The 19260-nt window shown below is 67.6% G+C and carries 17 protein-coding genes; 9 read left to right on the plus strand and 8 right to left on the minus strand.

The genetic code is table 11. The features are described 5' to 3' along the window. Positions 1 to 146: 146 nt before the first annotated feature. Positions 147 to 1295: a carbonic anhydrase gene (locus AC07PT_RS30140; RefSeq protein WP_492350321.1), complete on the minus strand. Its 1149-nt coding sequence runs from the start codon at positions 1293 to 1295 to the stop codon at positions 147 to 149. 247 nt (positions 1296 to 1542) lie between these two features. Between AC07PT_RS30140 and ruvB the strand changes: the two genes are divergently transcribed. Beyond that, entirely contained in the window at positions 1543 to 2607 is a 1065-nt protein-coding gene (gene ruvB / locus AC07PT_RS30145; RefSeq protein WP_492350320.1) for a Holliday junction branch migration DNA helicase RuvB, read from the plus strand. On the opposite strand, the gene AC07PT_RS30150 is transcribed toward ruvB, so the two are convergent. The 7 genes from AC07PT_RS30150 to AC07PT_RS30180 are packed head-to-tail and all read right to left on the minus strand — an operon-like array spanning position 2608 to position 9101. Then, the gene (locus tag AC07PT_RS30150; protein WP_494659155.1) at positions 2608 to 4326 is read right to left on the minus strand and encodes a lysoplasmalogenase family protein; all 1719 of its coding nucleotides are present in this window, start codon (positions 4324 to 4326) and stop codon (positions 2608 to 2610) included. A gap of 56 nt (positions 4327 to 4382) precedes the next feature. Further along, positions 4383 to 5546 carry a DSD1 family PLP-dependent enzyme gene (locus AC07PT_RS30155; protein ID WP_494659156.1) on the minus strand — a complete coding sequence of 388 codons (1164 nt, stop codon included), beginning with the start codon at positions 5544 to 5546 and terminating at the stop codon, positions 4383 to 4385. After that, positions 5530 to 6168, minus strand: a complete 639-nt coding sequence (locus AC07PT_RS30160) for a histidine phosphatase family protein (protein ID WP_494659157.1) — start codon at positions 6166 to 6168, stop codon at positions 5530 to 5532. The genes AC07PT_RS30155 and AC07PT_RS30160 overlap by 17 nt, the downstream gene beginning before the upstream one ends. Before the next feature lie 53 nt (positions 6169 to 6221). Further along, positions 6222 to 6872 carry a DUF4136 domain-containing protein gene (locus AC07PT_RS30165; protein WP_492350316.1) on the minus strand — a complete coding sequence of 217 codons (651 nt, stop codon included), beginning with the start codon at positions 6870 to 6872 and terminating at the stop codon, positions 6222 to 6224. 40 nt (positions 6873 to 6912) lie between these two features. Continuing rightward, on the minus strand, positions 6913 to 7857 hold the full coding sequence (ttcA, locus tag AC07PT_RS30170; RefSeq protein WP_494659158.1) for a tRNA 2-thiocytidine(32) synthetase TtcA: 945 nt from the start codon (positions 7855 to 7857) through the stop codon (positions 6913 to 6915). A gap of 60 nt (positions 7858 to 7917) precedes the next feature. Further along, positions 7918 to 8292 carry a dihydroneopterin aldolase gene (locus AC07PT_RS30175; RefSeq protein ID WP_492350313.1) on the minus strand — a complete coding sequence of 125 codons (375 nt, stop codon included), beginning with the start codon at positions 8290 to 8292 and terminating at the stop codon, positions 7918 to 7920. Positions 8293 to 8318: 26 nt separating this feature from the next. After that, positions 8319 to 9101 (minus strand): SDR family oxidoreductase, encoded by a 783-nt coding sequence (locus AC07PT_RS30180; protein WP_492350312.1) that lies wholly within the window; start codon positions 9099 to 9101, stop codon positions 8319 to 8321. Between the two features lie 109 nt (positions 9102 to 9210). Here AC07PT_RS30180 and AC07PT_RS30185 point away from each other — a divergent pair, with 109 nt between their 5' ends. From AC07PT_RS30185 to AC07PT_RS30220, 8 genes are all read left to right on the plus strand, one after another. Further along, positions 9211 to 10335, plus strand: coding sequence for a class I SAM-dependent methyltransferase (locus AC07PT_RS30185; protein WP_494659159.1), 1125 nt, complete (start codon positions 9211 to 9213; stop codon positions 10333 to 10335). Positions 10336 to 10380: 45 nt separating this feature from the next. Further along, positions 10381 to 11037, plus strand: a complete 657-nt coding sequence (locus tag AC07PT_RS30190; protein WP_492350310.1) for a response regulator — start codon at positions 10381 to 10383, stop codon at positions 11035 to 11037. A gap of 4 nt (positions 11038 to 11041) precedes the next feature. Next, entirely contained in the window at positions 11042 to 12463 is a 1422-nt protein-coding gene (locus AC07PT_RS30195) for an ATP-binding protein (protein ID WP_494659160.1), read from the plus strand. A gap of 110 nt (positions 12464 to 12573) precedes the next feature. Continuing rightward, the gene (locus tag AC07PT_RS30200) at positions 12574 to 13398 is read left to right on the plus strand and encodes a sterol desaturase family protein (protein ID WP_494659161.1); all 825 of its coding nucleotides are present in this window, start codon (positions 12574 to 12576) and stop codon (positions 13396 to 13398) included. Next, on the plus strand, positions 13395 to 13589 hold the full coding sequence (locus AC07PT_RS30205) for a DUF2905 domain-containing protein (RefSeq protein WP_019575982.1): 195 nt from the start codon (positions 13395 to 13397) through the stop codon (positions 13587 to 13589). Before AC07PT_RS30200 ends, AC07PT_RS30205 begins: the two co-directional genes overlap by 4 nt. 175 nt (positions 13590 to 13764) lie before the next feature. Further along, positions 13765 to 14238 carry a MarR family winged helix-turn-helix transcriptional regulator gene (locus tag AC07PT_RS30210; protein WP_492350307.1) on the plus strand — a complete coding sequence of 158 codons (474 nt, stop codon included), beginning with the start codon at positions 13765 to 13767 and terminating at the stop codon, positions 14236 to 14238. A gap of 103 nt (positions 14239 to 14341) precedes the next feature. Then, complete coding sequence (locus AC07PT_RS30215; protein ID WP_494659162.1) at positions 14342 to 16003, plus strand: MdtA/MuxA family multidrug efflux RND transporter periplasmic adaptor subunit; 1662 nt, start codon at positions 14342 to 14344, stop codon at positions 16001 to 16003. A 53-nt stretch (positions 16004 to 16056) separates the two neighbouring features. Beyond that, positions 16057 to 19134, plus strand: coding sequence for an MdtB/MuxB family multidrug efflux RND transporter permease subunit (locus tag AC07PT_RS30220; protein ID WP_492350305.1), 3078 nt, complete (start codon positions 16057 to 16059; stop codon positions 19132 to 19134). Positions 19135 to 19260: the final 126 nt, after the last annotated feature.

The raw sequence follows: 19260 nt of genomic DNA on the forward strand, positions 1-19260 counted from the left end.
CAGGCAGGCCTGGAGCCGCAGGGCTCAGCCCCCCGAGGGGGCCGCAGGCCGCCTTGGGGCGGCCCGGCGCCGGCCTGACCCCTTCGTTGCAGGCCGGCTGGACGGTGAAGGGGGGCTGGCGGCCCTCAACGTTCACGCATCGCCGGTCATTGCACTTCTCGCACCACGCGGTTGTTCAGGGGTTGGGTGGGGCGGGCGTTGTTGGGGAACAGTTTGGAGAACAGGCGCAGTTGCTCCGGGCTCAGGGTGACGGGGGTTTTCAGCACCAGCCACAGCACGCCTTCGGTGCAGGGGGGCGTGGTCAGCGAGCCCAGGAACTGGTAATAGCGCAGATCGGGGGGCAGCAAGTCGGCCACGTTCAGGGCGCCCGGGGGCATCTGCACGCGGTCCTGGTTGTCCAGCGGCATGTAGGTCCAGACCTTGTTGATGAAGGCGCTGGCCGGCCCTGGGTCCATCAGCACGGCCACCACGGCCAGCTGGTTCTGGTCGTTCTTGTGCACCAGGTGGGCCACCATCGAATAGCCCTTGTAGTTGATGCGCTCTTCGGCCGGGTGGTGGAAGTGGAATTGCACCAGCTTGTAGGTCGAGCCGCGCACGGTCAGCGTGTTGGGGCTGGCCGGGTCGAGGTCGACCTGGATGGTGTGGCCGTTGTTCACCACCGACGCCGTGCTGGGCATGTAGCGCAGTTGCAGCGGTTCGGCAGGCCCCACCAGGGTGTCGGCATCGGTGATGTGCACCGGCGATTGGCGCCGGCCCAGGCCACAGGTGCTGAACTCGGGCTGCATCTTGCCCCAGGCCGCCGGACCGTTCTCGCCTTCGTACTCCCAGTGGGCGCTGCCGTGCTGGCCGTGGACCTCGGCGGCGGCCCCTTCGGCCTTGCCATGCGCGTCCTCGCCCCCGGCCATGGCCGCGGCCTTGGCCCGGATGTACTCGCGGCTGTTGCTTTCCTTGTCGGCGGCGGCGAGTCTGCGCGCATCGATCGGATTGGCCAGGGCCCCGGAGGGTTTGGTGGGCGTGGCCTTGGGCATGCGCACCTCGATCACGGTGGCGCCTTCGCCCTTGGCACCGCGGCCGGCCTGGTTGTTGCGCTCCACGCCTTCGCGGATCCGGGCTGCCACGTCGGCTGGGCTGGCGGCCGGGCTGGCTTTTTCGGCTTTTTCAGCCTTCTCAGTGGCTTTGGCTGGGGGCTTGCCATGGGCATCGCCATGGTCGTCTGCCCCGCGGGCGGTGCCCGCCAGGCCCAACCCCAGGGCGCAGGTCAGCAAGAGCAGAGACAGGGTCAAGGGTCGATTCATGCCGGGTCGGTCCGTCGGCAGGAGGGTTCTGGTGTGTTCTTGGTTCTTCGTCATCATCGGACCCGTGGTTTGTGACCGTTCTGATTTGAATGTCAGTAAAGGTTACTTGCTTTATCGGCATCCGAGGCCCTCACTTGAGCCGGCCACGCTGTCTTTGCCAGGGCGGCGCTATATAGTCTTGACCCGGGTGAGCCGGCTTGACGCCTCACCCGGTTTTTTCTGAAGCCCTGACCTGTCCTGAGCCGCCGTGACCATCCAGACCGACGATTTCGCCCCTGTTCCCGCCCCCGACCGGCGCGTGGTGTCGGCGGCGCCGACCTCGCCCCATGAAGAGGCCATCGAGCGCGCCCTGCGCCCCAAGCTGCTTGACGAGTACGTGGGCCAGGCCAAGGTGCGCGAGCAGCTCGACATCTTCATCGGCGCCGCGCGCAAGCGTGCCGAGGCGCTGGACCATGTGCTGCTGTTCGGCCCGCCCGGGCTGGGCAAGACCACTTTGAGCCACATCATCGCGGCCGAACTGGGCGTCAACCTGCGCCAGACCAGCGGCCCGGTGCTCGAAAAGCCCAAGGACCTGGCCGCGCTGCTGACCAACCTCGAGAAGAACGATGTGTTGTTCATCGACGAGATCCACCGGCTTTCACCCGTGGTGGAGGAAATCCTCTACCCCGCGCTCGAGGACTACCAGATCGACATCATGATCGGCGAGGGACCGGCCGCGCGCAGCATCAAGCTCGACCTGCAGCCCTTCACCCTGGTGGGGGCCACCACCCGGGCCGGCATGCTGACCAACCCGCTGCGCGACCGTTTTGGCATCGTGGCGCGCCTGGAGTTCTACACTGCCGAAGAGTTGACCCGCATCGTGCGCCGCAGCGCCGGCCTGCTCAACACACCGATCGATGACGACGGCGCCTTCGAGATTGCCCGCCGCTCACGCGGTACCCCCCGCATCGCCAACCGCCTGCTGCGCCGGGTGCGCGACTACGCCGAAGTCAAGGGCGACGGCCGCATCACCCGCGCCATCGCCGAACGTGCCCTGACCATGCTCGATGTCGACCCGCAGGGCTTTGACGTGATGGACCGCAAGCTGCTGGAGGCCGTGATCCACCGCTTCGATGGCGGCCCGGTCGGGCTGGACAACATCGCCGCCAGCATCGGCGAAGAGTCGGGCACCATCGAAGACGTGATCGAGCCCTACCTGATCCAGCAGGGCTACCTGCAGCGCACGCCGCGCGGGCGCATCGCCACCCTGGCCGCCTACCGTCACCTGGGGGTGACGCCGTCGAAGAACGCGAGTGATTTGTCGGGCGGTTGATCAGCTTGGCTCGGCGTGGGCTTGGGCTTGGGCTTGGGCTTGGGCTGAGTTTCTCACCAGCAGCCACTGCGCCAGGTAGTAGCTGCCCAGCACCCACAGCGTGGCCTGGGGCAGGGGGGCCACAAAGCGGTTCAGGGCCAGCAGCGAATCGCTGACCATGAAGCACAGGCTGCCGGCGGCCACGCCCCAGGCGGCGGGGGTGCGCAGCACCGTGGCGCGGCCCAGGGCCTGGGCGGCCATCAGCACGATCACGCCCACATAGGCCGGCACGGCGATGCGCAGCACCGGGTCGAGGTGGGGCCACAGCACGGCCAGCATCAAGGCCCCGGCGCTGGCGCAGCCCAGCAGGGCCGGGCGGCTGGCCAGCCAGGGGGCATCCTGGCGCCAGCGCGCCAGGTAGGCCAGGTGCCCCAACAGAAAGGCGGCCAGGCCGGGCAGAAACAGGCCGGGCAGCATCAGCATCACGTCGCCCACCAGGCAGGCGCTCAGGGCCAGCAGCAAGCGCCCTTCGGGTTGGCCGGGTGCGGCCCGGCGCAGCACCCACACCCAGGCCAGCGCCATGGCCAGCGGTTTGAACAGGTGGTGCCAGCCCTGCAGACCTTCGGCCCCTGTGAGCGTGGCAAGGGCCGCGGCTTCGAGCATGCCCACCTCCAGCCAGGCCAGGCGCCCTTGCAGGGCGGCGCCCAGACACCACCAGCCCAGCACCAGGGCCGCGGCCCAGGGCAGCAGCTGCGGCAGCGCATGGCCTTCGGCCAGCCATAAAAAGCTGGCTGAGGCGCCCAGCAGGGCCAGAAACTGCGCGCCGCAGAACAGGGCCTGGGGGCCCGCTAAAGGCGGATCGAAGCGGGGCACAGTGGCCGGGTCGAAGGCCGGTTTCACGGCGCCCAGGCCGGGCGGCTGCCAGCCTGGCGGCTTGAACCATACCCGCAGTCGGTCGCCCCAGCGTGGAGTGCGCCGACTGGTGTGCAGCAGGTCGGCATAGACCTCGGCATTGGCCCACAGCGGGTTGCAGCTGTTCAGGGGCTTGCGCGTGCCGTACACACAGGGTTCTGATTCCTCGCGGAAGGTGCCGAACAGGCGGTCCCAGAGGATCAGGATGCCGCCGTAGTTGCGATCCAGGTAGGCGTCGTTCACGGCGTGGTGCACGCGGTGGTTCGAGGGCGAGGCAAAGACCCGGTCGAACCAGCCCAGGCGCGGCACGTGCTCGGTGTGGATCCAGAACTGGTAGAGCAGGTCGATCAGTGCCACCACGGCAAACTGCTGGGGCGGCACGCCGGCGAGCGCCATCGGCAGATAGAACAGCCAGGCCAGCAGGGGGCCGCTGCTGGTCTGGCGCAGCGCGGTCGACAGGTTGTAGTGCTGACTCTGGTGGTGTACCACGTGGGCCGCCCACAGCAGGGCCACCTCATGGCCCATGCGGTGCAGCCAGTAGTAGCAGAAGTCATAGAACAGCAGGGCCAGCCACCAGCCGGGCAGGCTGAACCAGAAGTCATTCGCCCGCCACAGGGCGGCATGCCGCCACACCTGGGTGTACAGGCCCAGCGACAGGGCCACCATGAACACGGCGCTCAATTGGCTGAGCACGCCCAGCGCCAGGCTGCTCAAGGTGTCGGGCAGACTATAGGTGTTGCGGCCGGTGCGGCGACCCCAGGCGTACTCCAGCGCCATCAGGGCGAAGAACACGGGGGTGGCCAGGACGATGATCTGGGTGGCGCTCATGCCCGCCATTGTTGGGGCTGCCGTCTGTCGGTCGCCTCCGCATCAACCCGGAGGGATCAGGTCAGTGCGCCGCGCGCATCCACGCTGATGATGCGTTCGACCACGCCGTGCTCCAGCCCGCCGCGCACGCCGACCAGGTGGTCATGCAGGTTGACGGTGGGGTCGCAATGGCCTGGGATCAGCCACAGGGTCGAGCCCAGCTCAGGCAGCGCCGCTGCAGGGCGCACGGTGGTCAGCAGGCCATGCTCGTCGCCGCCATTGCTGAACACCAGCGGTTCGGCACCGGGCAGGGTGTGCACGCGGGGCATGCCGCTGTCGACGGCGTGGCTTTTGTGGCCGGCATCGCACACCGCATGGCCGTGGCGGGCGCTGATGACCTGGGTCTTGACGAACAAGGCGTGTTCGAACTGGGGTTGCGCCGGATCGCGCTCATTGAGCGAGTAGTCGGCGTCCATGAACAGAAAGGAGCCGGCCTGCAACTCGCCGTACACCCCGCTGGCAGCCTCCAGCACCAGGGTGCCGGTGCCCGCGCCGGTGATCAGGGGAATCTGGAAACCGGCACTCTGCAGCGCTTCGCAGCTGCGGTTCACGGCCTGCACGGCATTGGCAATGGCCTGGCGACGTTCGCTGGCGCTGCGCAGGTGCTGGGCCCCGCCATGGTAGGCGTGCAGGCCACCAAACTGCAGACGCGGCCGGCCTTTGATGTCGCGCACCAAGGCCACGGCAGCCTCGCCGGGCGCCACGCCGCAGCGGCCCTGGCCGACATCGATTTCGACCAGCACGCGCACCCGGGCGCTGCTGTGCGCCAGGGCCTGGTCCAGGCGCTCGATGCCAAGCACACTGTCCACCGCCAGCGTGAGCCAGCCGCCGCGGGTGGCCAGGGTTTGCGCCAACCCGGCCACACGGGCCAGCTTGGCCGGTGCGATCACCTGGTTGCTGATGTAGATGTCGTTCACGCCGCCCGCAGCCAGGGCCTCGGCCTCGCTGGTCTTCTGCACGCAGCAGCCGGTGGCGCCAGCACTGATCAACAGGCGGGCCAGCTCGGCACTCTTGTGCATCTTGGCGTGCGGGCGCCACTGGATCTGGTGCTTGGCACTGAAGTCGACCATGCGCTGGATGTTGCGGTCCATGGCGTCGAGGTCGATCACCAGGGCCGGGGTGTCGATGGCGTCGGTGCCTTGGCCGCGCAGGGCCAGCAGTGCCTCAGGTGGTGCTTTCATCCAGGGACTCGTCTTGAAGGTGTTGGGTGTCGGACCAGCCCACCAGGGTGAAGCCCTGCGGTGTCCAGAGCAGGCGGTTGATGGCGGCATTGCCCAATGCCCAGGTGCGCGGGGCCTGAAGCTCCTGGCCGGTGGCGGCGCGGTACAGCACATCCATCACACCGCCGTGGGCGACCAGCACGATCTGTTCGCCGGCGTGGCGGGCGGCCAGTTCGGCCGCGGTGCTGACCACACGCTGGCGAAAGCTCAGTAGCGATTCGCCGCCTTCTGGGGCGAACTCGGGGTCGCGGGTGCGCCATTTGTGCGCCTGGTCGGGCAATTCGGTTTCAATCTGGGCAAAGGTGCGGCCTTCGAAACTGCCGAAGCCGCGTTCGCGCAGACCGGTGTGTGGGGTGACGCTGAGGCCGGTGTGCTCGCTGATCTGGCCGGCGGTCTGCCAGGCCCGGGCCAGATCGCTGGCATAGATGGCGTGCAGCGCCTCGGAGGCGAGGGCGGCGCCCACTCGGCGCGCCTGCCACTGGCCCTGATCGTTGAGGGGGATGTCGAGCTGGCCCTGGATGCGGGTGTCCACGTTCCAGGCGGTTTCGCCATGTCGGATGGCAATGATTCGGGTGACGTCCATGGCGACCATTCTAGGCGTCCGACGATGCGGCGAGTGCTTGTGCGCGGCCGCGCTCAGGGCGGCATCATCACGTCGATGTTGACGCGCCGCAGCCCGGTGGGCGGGGTCGGAAAGCCTTGCAGTGAGGCCTCGAAGAGTGCACCCAGGGTGACTTCTTCGCTGCGCGTGAGGCCGTCGCTGGCAGCATGGGTCTCGTACACCGCCTTGCCATCGGTGTGGCTGCGGATCAGCAGGGCCACCTCGCGCAGCACCCGCGGCGGCGCATAGGGCATGCCACCCCAGAGGCCGCGCGTGCCCGAGCCGTAGTACATGCCTCGTCCGGCCCACACCCGGCCCGACCAGCCGTAGCCTGGCCAGCCCCCGAAGGGGTAGGGGGCAAAGGGGTCGGTGACCGTGGTGGTGCGCACACCGACCTGCACGCTGAACTGGGCGTTGGCGTCGTCGCGCTGCAGGCCGACCTTCTCAAGTGCCTTTTGGGCCAGGGCCTCGATGCGGGCCTGGGCTTCAGGCGGTGTGGCCTGTTCCTGCGAGGGCAGGCGCTCGAAACGGAAACGGCTGCCAGGGCTCACCACCGGGGTGCTGGCATAGGTTTCGACATCGCTCTCGACCTGCCAGTGGGTGCTGGCGCAGCCACTCAGCAGCAGGCCCAGCAGGCCCAGCCAGAGCAGCAGGGGCCATCGTGTTGTCGCGCGTTTGCTCATCATGCGAATCTCCTGACCCCGATGGGGGTGACACGCAGAAAGGTCAGAGTTGCACCACCTGCAGGCCGTTCAAGGCCGTGCTGCTGGCGGGAAACTCTTCATGGTCAAAGGCCTTGTCGCCCTCGTCGTCGGCGATGCCGGTGGGGCGCAGGTTCTTGAAGTCGTGCAGTTTGGCATCCATCAGGTGCGAGGGCACCACGTTCTGCAGCGCCGTGAACATGTTCTCGATGCGGCCAGGGTATTTCTTTTCCCAGTCGCGGATCATGTTGCCGACCTGCTTGCGTTGCAGGTTCTCCTGGCTGCCACACAGCGTGCAGGGGATGATGGGGAACTGGCGGTGCTCGGCCCAGCGGATCAGGTCTTTTTCGGCCACATTGGCCAGCGGGCGGATCACGGTGAACTCGCCGTTGTCGCTGACCAGCTTCGGGGGCATGCCCTTGAGCTTGCCGCCAAAGAACATGTTCAGGAAAAAGGTCTGAAGCATGTCGTCGCGGTGGTGGCCCAACGCCAGCTTGTTGCACTTGAGCTCGCGGGCCACGCGGTACAGGATGCCGCGGCGCAGCCGGCTGCACAGGCTGCACATGGTCTTGCCCTCGGGCACCTTCTCCTTGACGATGGAATAGGTGTCCTGCGTCTCGATGTGGAAGGGAATGCCCAGGCCGGCCAGGTATTCGGGCAGGATGTGGTCAGGAAAGCCTGGCTGCTTCTGGTCGAGGTTGACGGCCACCAGCTCGAAGCTGATGGGCGCACGCGCCTTGAGCTTGAGCAGGATGTCGAGCATGCCGTAGCTGTCCTTGCCGCCCGACATGCACACCATGATGCGGTCGCCGGCTTCGATCATGTTGAAGTCGACAATGGCCTGGCCCACTTGGCGGCACAGGCGCTTTTCCAGCTTGTGGGTTTCGCGCTCGATCTTCAGCTCGCGCTTCTGGGCGTCCGCCTCCTCGGCGGAGGCGGTGTTCTCGGGGTCAATCCAAACGGCATTCATGGGGCTTATTGTCGCATTGGAGCCGCAAGCGGCTCTGTTTCAGGTTGACACGGGCAGGTCTCACCAATGCCCCGTCTCCACCCGGATCGCCACTTCGCAGTCTTCGAAGATTTCCAACTTGGCGATTTTCACGCGCACGCCCAGCACGCCGGGCAGTTGCATCAGGCGGTGGGCCAGCTTGCCGATCAGGCTTTCCAGCAGGTTGACGTGCTCGGCGGTGCATTCGTTGATGATGATCTGTCGCACCTTGCGGTAGTCGAGCACATGGTGGATGTCGTCGTCGGTGGGCAGCAGGGGCTGGGTGCCGAGGTTGAGTTCGGCATCGACCTGGATCGGCTGTGGGCTGGTTTTCTCGTGCTCCAGAATGCCCAGGTTGGCGTCGAAGCGCAGGCCGTTCAGGGTCAGGATCTGGGTGCCTTTGGTGTTGTAGCTCATGGTGAAGGGGCGATGTAAGGGCTCATTCACATGAGCGAAAAGTCGCGCTCGAAGCGCATCAGGTGCTGGCCGCCGTCCACCAGCAGGGTGGTGCCGGTGATGGATTGGTTTTCCAGCGCGAATCGTACCGTGGCGGCCACGTCGGCACTGGACGACGAGCGCCCCAGCGGCGACAGCCTGTGCAGTTGCTGAAATTTCTCGTCGCTCAGCATGTGGCTGGTCAGGGTCAGCCCGGGGGCCACGCCGACCAGGCGCAGGCGCGGGGCCAACGCGTGGGCCAGCATGGTGTTGGCGGCTTCCAGGGCCGCTTTTGACAAGGTGTAGCTGAGGAAGTCGGGGTTCTGGTTCCAGAGCTTCTGGTCCAACAGGTTGACGACCACCCCCTGGGCCTGGCGCTGTTGCAGGTGTTGGTGCAGGGCCTGGGCCAGCAGGATGGGCGCGCCGACGTTGCTGCGCAGGTGCTGCTCCAGGGCCGTGAAACTGAAGGTGCCCACGTCGTCGTGCTCGAACAGCGAGGCGCTGTTGACCACGGCGTCGAGCCGTCCCAGCGTCGCCGCCACGCGTGGCACGAGTTGGCGCACGGCGGCTTCGTCCTGCAGGTCGGCGGCGAAGGCGGCCGACCCCGGGGTCAGCGCGGCGCAGTCCAGGGCGGTGGCCTCGGCATCGGTGCGGGAATGGCGGTAATGCACGGCCACGCGCCAGCCATGGCGGGCCAGGTCCAGCGCCATCTCTCGCCCCAGGCGCCGGGCTGCACCCGTGATCAGCACGGTGCGCGGAAGTTCGACGGATTCAACACTTGCTTCGGTCATGGAGGGCGATTGTCCACGCCGCCGCCGCACCGTGCACGGTTCAGGGGCATTGGGGGCTGAGCCATCACGGACCCTGAACATGGACAATATGCGGGTGAGCACGAACCCCATGTCCCCCCCTGATTCCCCCCTGACGGCCGAAAATTCGAGCGATTCGCCGACCGACAACCCCTTGCTGAGCCGCCTGCAGCGCGACATCGAGGCCGCTGGCGGCTGGTTGGGCTTTGACGCCTACATGGCCGCGGCCCTGTACACCCCCGGCCTGGGTTATTACGCCAACGACAGCCGCAAATTCGGCACCTTGCCCGGCTCGGGCAGCGACTTTGTCACGGCACCCGAGATGTCGCCGCTGTTCGGGCAGGCCCTGGCCGCCCAACTGGCGCAGGCGCTGGAGGCCAACGGCACCGACGAGTTGTGGGAGTTCGGTGCCGGCTCGGGCGCCCTGGCAGGGCAACTGCTGACTGCTTTGGGCGATCGGGTGCGCCGCTACACCATCGTCGACCTGTCGGGCAGCCTGCGCGAGCGCCAGCAGCAGACCCTGGCGGCTTTTGGCGACCGGGTGCAATGGGCCTTCGAGCTGCCCGAACGCTTCAGCGGCGTGGTGGTGGGCAACGAGGTGCTCGACGCCATGCCGGTGCAACTGCTGGCCCGCGTCGGCGGCGTCTGGCACGAGCGCGGTGTGGCCGTGCAGCAAGGCCAACTGGTGTGGGCCGACCGCCCCACCGAGCTGCGCCCGCCGCTGGACATCGAGGGCCCGCATGACTACCTGACCGAGATCCACCCCCAGGGCGAGGCCTTTGTGCGCACCCTGTCGGACCACCTGGAGCGCGGTGCGATTTTCTTGATCGACTACGGTTTTGGCGAGAGCGAGTACTACCACCCGCAGCGCCACATGGGCACGGTGATGTGCCACCGCGGCCACCGGGCCGACAGCGACCCCCTGGCCGACCCGGGGCTGAAGGACATCACGGCCCACGTCAATTTCACGGGCATTGCGCTCGCGGCGCAGGAGTCGGGGCTGGATGTGCTGGGCTACACCACCCAGGCGCACTTCCTGATCAACTGCGGCCTGGTGGAGCTGATGCCGACCGATGACCTGGCCCTGCGCAGCATGACGCTCAAGCTCATCACCGAGCATGAGATGGGCGAGTTCTTCAAGGTCATCGCGCTGGGCCGCGGCGCCGAGTGGGCGCCCCTGGGCTTTGCCCACGGCGACCGCACGCACCGGCTCTGAGTGTCTTAAGCCGGCGCCAAGCTTGTCTGTGCCATCCTGGTCGCCATGCACCTGCTGCTGATCGAAGATGACCTGGACCTGGGGCGTGCCCTGCAGGCTGCGCTCCAGCTGGAGGGCTTCAGCTGCGAGTGGTTGCGCCGTGTGGCCGATGCGCCGGCAGTGGTCGACCATGCCTGGGTCGACTGTGTGCTGCTGGACCTCAGCCTGCCCGATGGCGACGGTCTGCAACTGCTGGCGCAGTGGCGGCGCCAGGCCAGTGCGGTGCCGGTGATCGTGATCACGGCGCGCTCGGCCTTGCAGGACCGCCTGGAGGGCCTGGACGGCGGCGCCGACGACTTTCTGGTCAAGCCCTTTGCCCCGGCCGAGCTGGTGTCGCGCATCCGTGCCGTGCTGCGCCGATACGCCCGGCAGGCCAGCGAGGTCTGGAACCTGGGGGAACTGTCGATCGAGCCCCGCGCCCATGTGGCCCGGCTGCACGGGCAGGCGATGGACCTCACCCCGCGCGAATTCAAGCTGCTGCTCGAACTCGCCCGCGAGCCCGGCGCCGTGGTGCCCAAGGGCTTTCTGGCCCAGCGCCTGGAGCCGCTGGGCGAGGCCATCGACTTCAATGCATTGGAGGTGCATGTGTTCAACCTGCGCCGCAAGCTGGGGCCCGAGCGCATTCACACTGTGCGCGGCGTGGGCTACCTGCTGAGGGCCTGAGTTTGTGAGCCTGCACCGACCTCCTGCCGCCCCGGTCTCCCTGATGCGCCGCCTGATGCTGGCCTTGGGCTTGGCCTTTGTGCTGGTGCAACTGGTGCTCACCGGCTACAACTACGCTCGTTTCAAGCATTCGGTCAGCGACCATGCGGCCTTGCTCCAACTGGCTCGGGTGATGGTGCAAGGCCTGCGCATCATCGAACAGCCGGCCGACGCCGCCACCGTGGCGGCCACGGCCGACATCATGCTCAATGCCTCACGTGCCGACCCGAGCAGCAACCAGGGCCACGCGCTGGCGCCCCTGTGGCTGGAGCTGCGGGCCCGCGAGGGGGGGCAACGCCTTTACGCCAGCGCAACGCTGGGCGATCAGCCTTTGCTGGGGCAGCCCGATCAGGTGCAGTCGCAGACCTTGCAGGGCCGCCTGGTTTGGGTGGCGCAGGTCGATGACGCGCGTTGGTCGCTGCGCCTGGCCACGGTGGGCGTGGCCGACAGCACGGCGCTGACCTGGATTGCCAGCGACCTGTTGCCCAACCTGCTGATCGCCTTTCCGTTTGCGCTGCTGCCGGTGGTGCTGGTGGTGTGGCGTGGCCTGCGGCCCTTGAGCCAGCTCAGCGCCCAGCTTCAGCAGGCCCGGGGCGACGACCTGTCGCCGCTGGTGGTGGACGAACGCTACACCGAGATCCGCACCGTGGGGGTGGCATTCAATGCGGTGCTGGGCCGCCTGCGGGAGCGCCTGGCCCTGGAGCGCGCCCGATTGCAGGATGCCGCCCATGAATTGCGCACCCCGATGGCCGTGATGGCCGCCCAGGCGCACTGGCTGCTGCAGGCCGACAGCGAGACGGATCGGCAGGCCGCCCACGCCGGTTTGCAGCAGGCCATCGAGCGCGCCTCGCACCTGACCCAGCAACTGTTGGTGCTGGCGGCCCTGGACGAGGCCCGGCCGGCCCCCGATGCCCGGCCGGTGGACGTGGCCGAGCTGTGTCGGCAGAGCCTGGCCGCCTTCAGCGCACGCGCCCTGGCCGCCGGGGTGGACCTGGACCTGGACAGCCCGGACAGCCTGGCCTGGCCCCTGCCGGCCAGTGCCTGGCAATCAATGCTCGACAACCTGCTGGACAACGCCTTGCGCTATGGCCCCCGTCAAGGGGGGCGGGTGCAGGTCACGCTGGCCCGGCAGGACGATGGGGCCTTGTGCCTGGGCGTGCGCGATGACGGGCCTGGCATTGCCCAGGCGGAGCAGGCCCACATTTTTGAGCGCTTTGTGCGGGGTCGGGGGCAGCAGGCCGGTGGTGCCGGGGGCGCCGGCCTGGGCCTGGCCATCGTGCGTCAGGCGGCGCGCTCGCTTGGCGGTGATGTCTGCCTGGGGCCGGGGCTGGCGGGGCGAGGCATCGGTTTCGAGGTGCGGCTGCCGGGGCTGCAGCACAGGGCCTGATCTTCAGCTGTGCCCAAGGTGGCGCTGGTCAGAATGCAGATGGACGGGGGCCTTGGGACCAGGCCCCGTCCTCGAAAAGTACCGCATGACCCGCTGAACAAGGAGTTGACATGAATTTTCCAGGGATGGACGCCGACAGCAGCCGCCTGCTGCTGCAGGTCTGGACGGGCAGCTACCTGATGGAGGCCGGGCGCTACCTGGTCGTGGCCCTGCTGCTGTGGGGCGGGGTTCACGTTTTGCTGCGCCGACGGCTGGCGCATCGCGTCATCTCGGGCTGGCCGCGCCAGGCCGACCTGAAGCGCGAGATCGTCTATTCCCTGATGTCGATGGCAGTGTTTGCCGGCATCAGCCTGGGGGTGGTGGCCCTGATCTGGAACGGCCAGTTTGTGGTGTACCGCCAGGCCGGGCGCTACGGCTGGGCCTGGTTCTGGCTGAGCCTGCCACTGATGCTGGTGTTTCACGACGCCTATTTTTACTGGACGCACCGCCTGCTGCACTCGCGCTGGCTGTTTCGCCACGTTCATGGGGTGCACCACCGCTCGCGCAACCCTTCGCCTTGGGCGGCCTATGCCTTCCACCCGGTCGAGGCCTTGATCAATGGCCTGGTCACACCCCTGATCCTGTGGGCCGTGCCGGTGCATGGCGGGGTGCTGCTGGTGTTTTCGCTGCATCAGATCATCCGCAACGCCCATGGCCACCTGTCCATCGAGACCCTGCCGCGCGGTTTTGCCCGTCACTGGCTGGGGCGGCACTTCACCACCACCACCCACCACCACCTGCACCACGAGAACGGCCGAGGCAACTACGGGTTGTGGTTCACGGGGTGGGACCGCTGGTGTGGTACCGAGCAGCCCCAGTATCTGGCGCGTTTTGACGCGGCCACCGCGACGCGACCCGTGGTAGACCCGGAACACGCTCTACACTCGGCGGCATGATCCGCTGGTTCATCGTCGTCTTTCTGGTGCTGGTGCTCATCAGCGGCATCACGCCCTGGTTGCAGCGCCTGGGCTTTGGCCGCCTGCCGGGCGACTTCCGCTTTCGCCTGTTCGGCCGAGAATGGTCGATTCCGCTGGCCTCCACCGTGGTGCTGAGCCTGGCACTCAGCGTCGCGGCGCGCTGGCTTTGAGCAGGTAAATTCCGCGTAAAAGAGCGCGGCTCCGGCCCTCCGTGCGGGGCCCCTTCCCTAAGATGCGCTCGGCCTTGCAGCTTCTGCGGGGTTTCTCTGACTTGTGTTTGTAAGAAATCGCTTACCATAATTGCCAAGTCAAAGCTTGGTATTTAGGGCGTTTTCGGGTGTTGGCATGAGTTCCCCTGTCCTGTCTCCTCTTCAATGTGCCGTGCAGCTGCGCGCGAGTGTGCTGCAGTTGGCGCGCCGTCTGCGCCCAGGCCTGGAGGCCGAGGGCATGGGCACGCTCAAGCTCAGCGTGCTCAGTCGCCTGGGCCGGCAGGGCGCCATGAGCCCGACCGAACTGGCTCGCGGCGAAGGCGTTCGATTGCAATCGCTCACCCGCCTGCTCGCCGAGCTGGCCTCTGAGGGCTGGGTGCGTCGCTCTGACGACCCGGCTGACGGACGTCGCTCGCTGCTGGCCCTTACCCCAGCCGGAGTGGCAGGCCTGCGCGCCGCGGTGGAGGCGGCCGAGCAGGCCATGGCCGCCCACTTGGCTGCCTTGCCCGCCGATGAGCTCGCCCTGCTGCAGCAGGCCTGCGGTCTGCTGGATCGTCTGGAGCAATCGCTCAGCACGACCGGAGGCTTTCGTGCCCAACTCAGCGAATGAGCCCCGGTGCCCTCTCGGCCCGCTGGGGTCTGCGCCCCCTGCATGCGGCATTTCTGTTGTCCCCTTTTGTCCCGGGCCTGTCCCGAACCTTGGCTGATCTTCCATGACCGACCCCAACGCCCACTCCGAACCCAGCGCCTTGTCTCCCGTGTCTGCTGCGCCCCTGCCGACCCCGGCGGGGGGCTTGCCTCCGCCGCGGCGCCGTTCCCGCGCGGGGCTGGTCGGCTTGCTCATCCTGCTGCTGGGCCTGGGGGCCGGTGGCGCCTGGTACTGGAAGAAGCAGGGCGCCACGCCCCCCGAGGGCGCGGCCGAAGGGGCTGGCGCCGCGGCCGGGGCGCGCCGTTTCGGCGCCGGCAACCGGCCCCAGCCGGTGTCGGCCCGGGCGGCCAAGCGCCAGGACCTGCGGGTGTCAGTCAATGCCATTGGCACCATCACGGCGCTCAATACCGCCACGGTGCGAGCCCGCGTGGATGGCGAGTTGCGCCGCATCCTGTTCACGGAAGGCCAACAGGTGAAGGCGGGTGATTTGCTGGCGGAGATCGACCCCCGAGCCTACGAAGTTGCGCTGGCCCAGATGCAGGGCCAGCTGCAGCGCGATGCCGCGCAATTGAAGAATGCCGAGCTGGACCTGGCACGTTACCGCGATCTGCTGGCCAAGGACTCGATTGCCAAGCAGCAGGTGGACACCCAGGAGGCCTTGGTGGGCCAGCTCAAAGGCACGGTGCAGTCCGATCAGGCCCAGGTGGACAACGCGCGCCTGCAGCTCTCCTACACGCGGGTGACCGCGCCCATCAGCGGGCGCCTGGGCCTGCGCCAGGTCGACCTGGGCAACATCGTGCACGCCAGTGACACCACCGGGCTGGTCACCATCACCCAGACGCAGCCGATTGCGGTCGTGTTTGCCGTGCCTGAGGCTCACCTGCCGCAGATCACGCGGCGCCTGCAGGCCAAGGGCAGTGTGCTGGCCGTGGAGGCCTGGGACCGCGAGCAGCGCAAGCGCCTGGCCCAGGGCCGGGTGCTGACCACCGACAACGCCATCGACACCACCACGGGCACCATCAAGCTCAAGGCCGAGTTTCCCAACGCGGATGGCACGCTGTTCCCGAACCAGTTTGTCAACATCCGGCTGCAGCTCGACACCCTGCCCAACGCCCTGGTCGCCCCCAACAACGCCATCCAGCGGGGCAGCATGGGCACCTTTGTGTACCTGGTGAAGGACGATGGCAGCGTCACGCTGCGCAAGGTCACGACCGGCGCGGTCGATGGCGACTGGGTGGCCATCGAGGGTGAGGTCGAGCCGGGGGATCGCCTGGTCACCGACGGTGCCGACCGCCTGCGTGAAGGCGCCAAGGTGGAGGTGATCGAAGCCAAGCGCGGCAGCCGGCCCGGTGCTGGGGCCCCCTCTGGGGCCCCAGCAGGCGCCGCCGCGGGCCCTGAGGCGGGTGCAGGAAAGCCCGCGGCAGCCCCGGCCCAGGGCCAGAGCGATGCGGCCGCCGCGCCCACATCACCTTCCGCATCTTCCGCATCTTCCGCATCTTCCGCATCTTCCAAGGGCAATGCTGCTGCCCCGGCCAACGCCCCGGCATCCGCACCCTCTGCCGCTCCCTCCCCGGGCACCAGTGCCGAGGGCGAAGCCCGCCCGCGCTGGATGGACGCCCTGCCGCCCGAGCTGGTGGAGAAGCTCAAGGCCATGCCGCCTGAGGAGCGTCGCGCCTATTTGCAAAAGCTGCGTGAGCGTCGCCAGCAGCGCGAAAGCGGGGGCTGAGCCATGCGCCACGCTGTGCTACCGAAGCCTGCTTTGCGGTGGAGCACCTCCGCATGAACCTGTCGCGCCTTTTCATCTTGCGGCCGGTGGCCACCTCCTTGCTGATGGTGGCCTTGTTGCTGGTGGGCCTGCTGGCCTACCGGCTGCTGCCCCTGTCGGCCCTGCCTGAGGTCGATTACCCCACCATCCAGGTCACCACCCTGTACCCGGGCGCGAGCCCCGACGTGGTCACCTCGTCCATCACGGCGCCGCTGGAGCGGCAGTTCGGCCAGATGCCGGGCTTGTCGCAGATGTCGTCCACCAGTTCGGGGGGGGCCTCGGTGATCACCCTGCGCTTCACGCTCGATGTGACGCTCGACGTGGCCGAGCAGCAGGTGCAAGCCGCCATCAATGCCGGCAGCAACCTGCTGCCCAGTGACCTGCCCATGCCGCCCACCTACAGCAAGGTGAACCCGGCCGACGCCCCCATCCTGACCCTGGCCATCACCTCGCCCACGCTGCCGGTGATCCGGGTGCACGATTTGGTCGAGTCTCGTGTGGCGCAAAAGATCTCTCAGGTGGCCGGTGTGGGCATGGTGGGCATCGCTGGCGGGCGCCGCCCGGCTGTGCGCATTCAGGCCGACCCGGCGGTGCTGGCTGCGGCCGGCCTCACGCTGGAGGACGTGCGCACCGCCATCACGGCGGCCAACGTCAACCAGGCCAAGGGCAGCTTCGACGGCTACTCCCGCGCCTCGACCGTGGACGCCAACGACCAGCTCAAGTCGGCGCGCGAGTACGCCCAGTTGATCCTGGCCTACAAGAATGGCAACCCGATCCGCCTCAAGGACATGGCTGCCGTGGTGGATGACGCCGAGAACCTGCGGCTGGCGGCCTGGGCCGATCTGCAGCCCGGCGTGATTCTCAACGTGCAGCGCCAGCCTGGGGCCAACGTGATCGAGACGGTGGACCGCATCAAGGCCCTGCTGCCCCAGCTCAAGGCCACGTTGCCCGCGTCGGTCGAGGTGCAGGTGCTGACCGACCGCACCACCACCATCCGCGCCTCGGTGGAGGACGTGCAGTTCGAACTGGCCCTGGCCGTGGCCCTGGTGGTGATGGTGATCTTCATCTTCCTGCGCAGTGTCTCGGCCACGTTGATCCCGGCGGTGGCGGTACCGCTGTCGCTGGTCGGCACCTTTGGGGTGATGTACCTGGCCGGCTTCTCGATCAACAACCTCACGCTGATGGCGCTCACCATCGCCACCGGCTTTGTGGTGGACGATGCCATCGTGATGATAGAGAACATCGCGCGCTATGTGGAAGAGGGCGACAGCCCGCTGGAGGCGGCCCTCAAGGGCAGCAAGCAGATCGGCTTCACCATCATCTCGTTGACCATTTCGCTGATCGCGGTGCTGATCCCGCTGTTGTTCATGGCCGATGTGGTGGGGCGCCTGTTTCACGAATTCGCCATCACGCTGGCGGTGTCCATCCTGATCTCGGCCGTGGTCTCGCTCACGCTCACGCCCATGCTGTGCGCACGGGTGCTGCGCCACACGCCCGAAGAAAGCCACGGCCGCCTGTACCAGGCCACGGGCCGCTTCTTCGACCGCATGATTGCCGGCTATGGCCGCATGCTGGGCTGGGTGCTGGATCGTCAGGCCCTGACCCTGCTGGTCTTTGCCGCCACGCTGGGGCTGACGGCCTTGCTCTACCTCTGGGTGCCCAAGGGCTTTTTCCCGGTGCAGGACACCGGGGTCATCCAGGGCATCACCGAGGCCTCGCAGGACACCTCGTTCGCCGCCATGGCCGAGCGCCAGCAGGCCCTGGCCGAGCAGGTGCTGCAAGACCCGGCGGTGGCCAGCCTGTCGTCCTTCATCGGGGTGGACGGCGCCAATGCCACGCTCAATGCCGGCCGCATGCTGATCAACCTGAAGCCGCGTGAAGCGCGCGACGTGACGGCCAGCGAGGTGATCCGGCGCCTGACGGCCAATCTCAAGGCCGTGCCCGGCATCGCGCTGTACATGCAACCGGTGCAAGACCTGACCATCGAAGACCGGGTGGCGCGCACGCAATACCAGTTCATGCTGTCCTCGCCCAACATCGATGAGCTCGGCCGTGTGGCCCGTGACCTGGTGGAGCGACTCAAGAAGCGCCCCGAGCTGGCCGACGTGGCCACCGATCTGCAGGATCAAGGCCTGCAGGCCTGGGTCGACATTGACCGCGATGCGGCGGGGCGCCTGGGCGTCACGGTGGCCGGCATCGACGCCGTGCTGTACGACGCCTACGGCCAGCGCCTGATCTCGACCATCTTCACCCAGACCACGCAATACCGGGTGGTGCTGGAGGTCAAGCCCGCTGACAAACTGGGCCCGCAGGCCCTGTCGCGCCTGTACGTGCCCACCAGCGCGGGCGGGGTGGTGCCACTCAGCACGGTGGCCCGGGTCACCGAGCGCCCGGTGTCGCTGGCGGTCAACCACGCGGGGCAGATCCCCTCGGTGACGATTTCTTTCAACGCCGGGCCCGGGGCCTCGCTGGGTGAGGCGGTGGAGGCCATCAAGGCCGAGCAGGCGGCCATGGACCTGCCGGCCAGCGTGGAGAGCGGCTTCCAGGGCGCGGCCCTGGCCTTCCAGGCGTCGCTGACCAACACCCTGCTGCTGATCCTGGCCGCGGTGGTGACGATGTACATCGTGCTGGGCGTGCTGTATGAAAGCTACATCCACCCGGTGACCATCCTCTCCACCCTGCCTTCGGCTGGCGTGGGGGCGTTGCTGGCCCTGCTGGCGGCCCGGCTGGACCTGGGCATCATCGCCATCATCGGCATCGTGCTCCTGATCGGCATCGTGAAGAAGAACGCGATCATGATGATCGACTTCGCCCTGGAGGCCGAGCGAGAGCAGGGTCTGGCCCCGCGCGATGCCATCTACCAGGCCTGCCTGCTGCGCTTCCGGCCCATCCTGATGACCACGCTGGCGGCTTTATTGGGCGCCCTGCCGCTGATGCTGGGCACCGGGACGGGGAGTGAGTTGCGGCATCCGCTCGGGGTCACCATGGTGGGGGGGCTGATCGTCAGTCAGATGCTGACTTTGTTCACCACGCCGGTGATTTATTTGAGCTTTGCTGGGCTGGCTCGGCGGTGGCGGGAGGCACGAGCATGAACGGCGTTCGTGATCGGCGTGGCGCTTTTCTAGCTGCATGCCTTGTTTCAGGGCGGAGGCCGGGATTGCGCCCCGGCGGGCGCCTCACTTTTTTTGCTTCGCCAAAAAAAGTAAGCAAAAAAAGGC

It is taken from the genome of Curvibacter sp. GW821-FHT09D12 (genome assembly GCF_059416245.1).

Bases quoted from the DNA above. Each gene is read 5' to 3' on its own strand.
- AC07PT_RS30200 (WP_494659161.1), top strand. From the start codon at position 12,574: ATGAATTTTCCAGGGATGGACGCCGACAGCAGCCGCCTGCTGCTGCAG.
- AC07PT_RS30160 (WP_494659157.1), bottom strand. From the start codon at position 6,168: ATGGACGTCACCCGAATCATTGCCATCCGACATGGCGAAACCGCCTGG.
- AC07PT_RS30165 (WP_492350316.1), bottom strand. From the start codon at position 6,872: ATGATGAGCAAACGCGCGACAACACGATGGCCCCTGCTGCTCTGGCTG.
- AC07PT_RS30205 (WP_019575982.1), top strand. From the start codon at position 13,395: ATGATCCGCTGGTTCATCGTCGTCTTTCTGGTGCTGGTGCTCATCAGC.
- AC07PT_RS30175 (WP_492350313.1), bottom strand. From the start codon at position 8,292: ATGAGCTACAACACCAAAGGCACCCAGATCCTGACCCTGAACGGCCTG.
- AC07PT_RS30215 (WP_494659162.1), top strand. From the start codon at position 14,342: ATGACCGACCCCAACGCCCACTCCGAACCCAGCGCCTTGTCTCCCGTG.
- AC07PT_RS30185 (WP_494659159.1), top strand. From the start codon at position 9,211: ATGTCCCCCCCTGATTCCCCCCTGACGGCCGAAAATTCGAGCGATTCG.
- AC07PT_RS30190 (WP_492350310.1), top strand. From the start codon at position 10,381: ATGCACCTGCTGCTGATCGAAGATGACCTGGACCTGGGGCGTGCCCTG.
- AC07PT_RS30220 (WP_492350305.1), top strand. From the start codon at position 16,057: ATGAACCTGTCGCGCCTTTTCATCTTGCGGCCGGTGGCCACCTCCTTG.
- AC07PT_RS30150 (WP_494659155.1), bottom strand. From the start codon at position 4,326: ATGAGCGCCACCCAGATCATCGTCCTGGCCACCCCCGTGTTCTTCGCC.
- AC07PT_RS30140 (WP_492350321.1), bottom strand. From the start codon at position 1,295: ATGAATCGACCCTTGACCCTGTCTCTGCTCTTGCTGACCTGCGCCCTG.
- AC07PT_RS30155 (WP_494659156.1), bottom strand. From the start codon at position 5,546: ATGAAAGCACCACCTGAGGCACTGCTGGCCCTGCGCGGCCAAGGCACC.
- ttcA (WP_494659158.1), bottom strand. From the start codon at position 7,857: ATGAATGCCGTTTGGATTGACCCCGAGAACACCGCCTCCGCCGAGGAG.
- AC07PT_RS30180 (WP_492350312.1), bottom strand. From the start codon at position 9,101: ATGACCGAAGCAAGTGTTGAATCCGTCGAACTTCCGCGCACCGTGCTG.
- AC07PT_RS30210 (WP_492350307.1), top strand. From the start codon at position 13,765: ATGAGTTCCCCTGTCCTGTCTCCTCTTCAATGTGCCGTGCAGCTGCGC.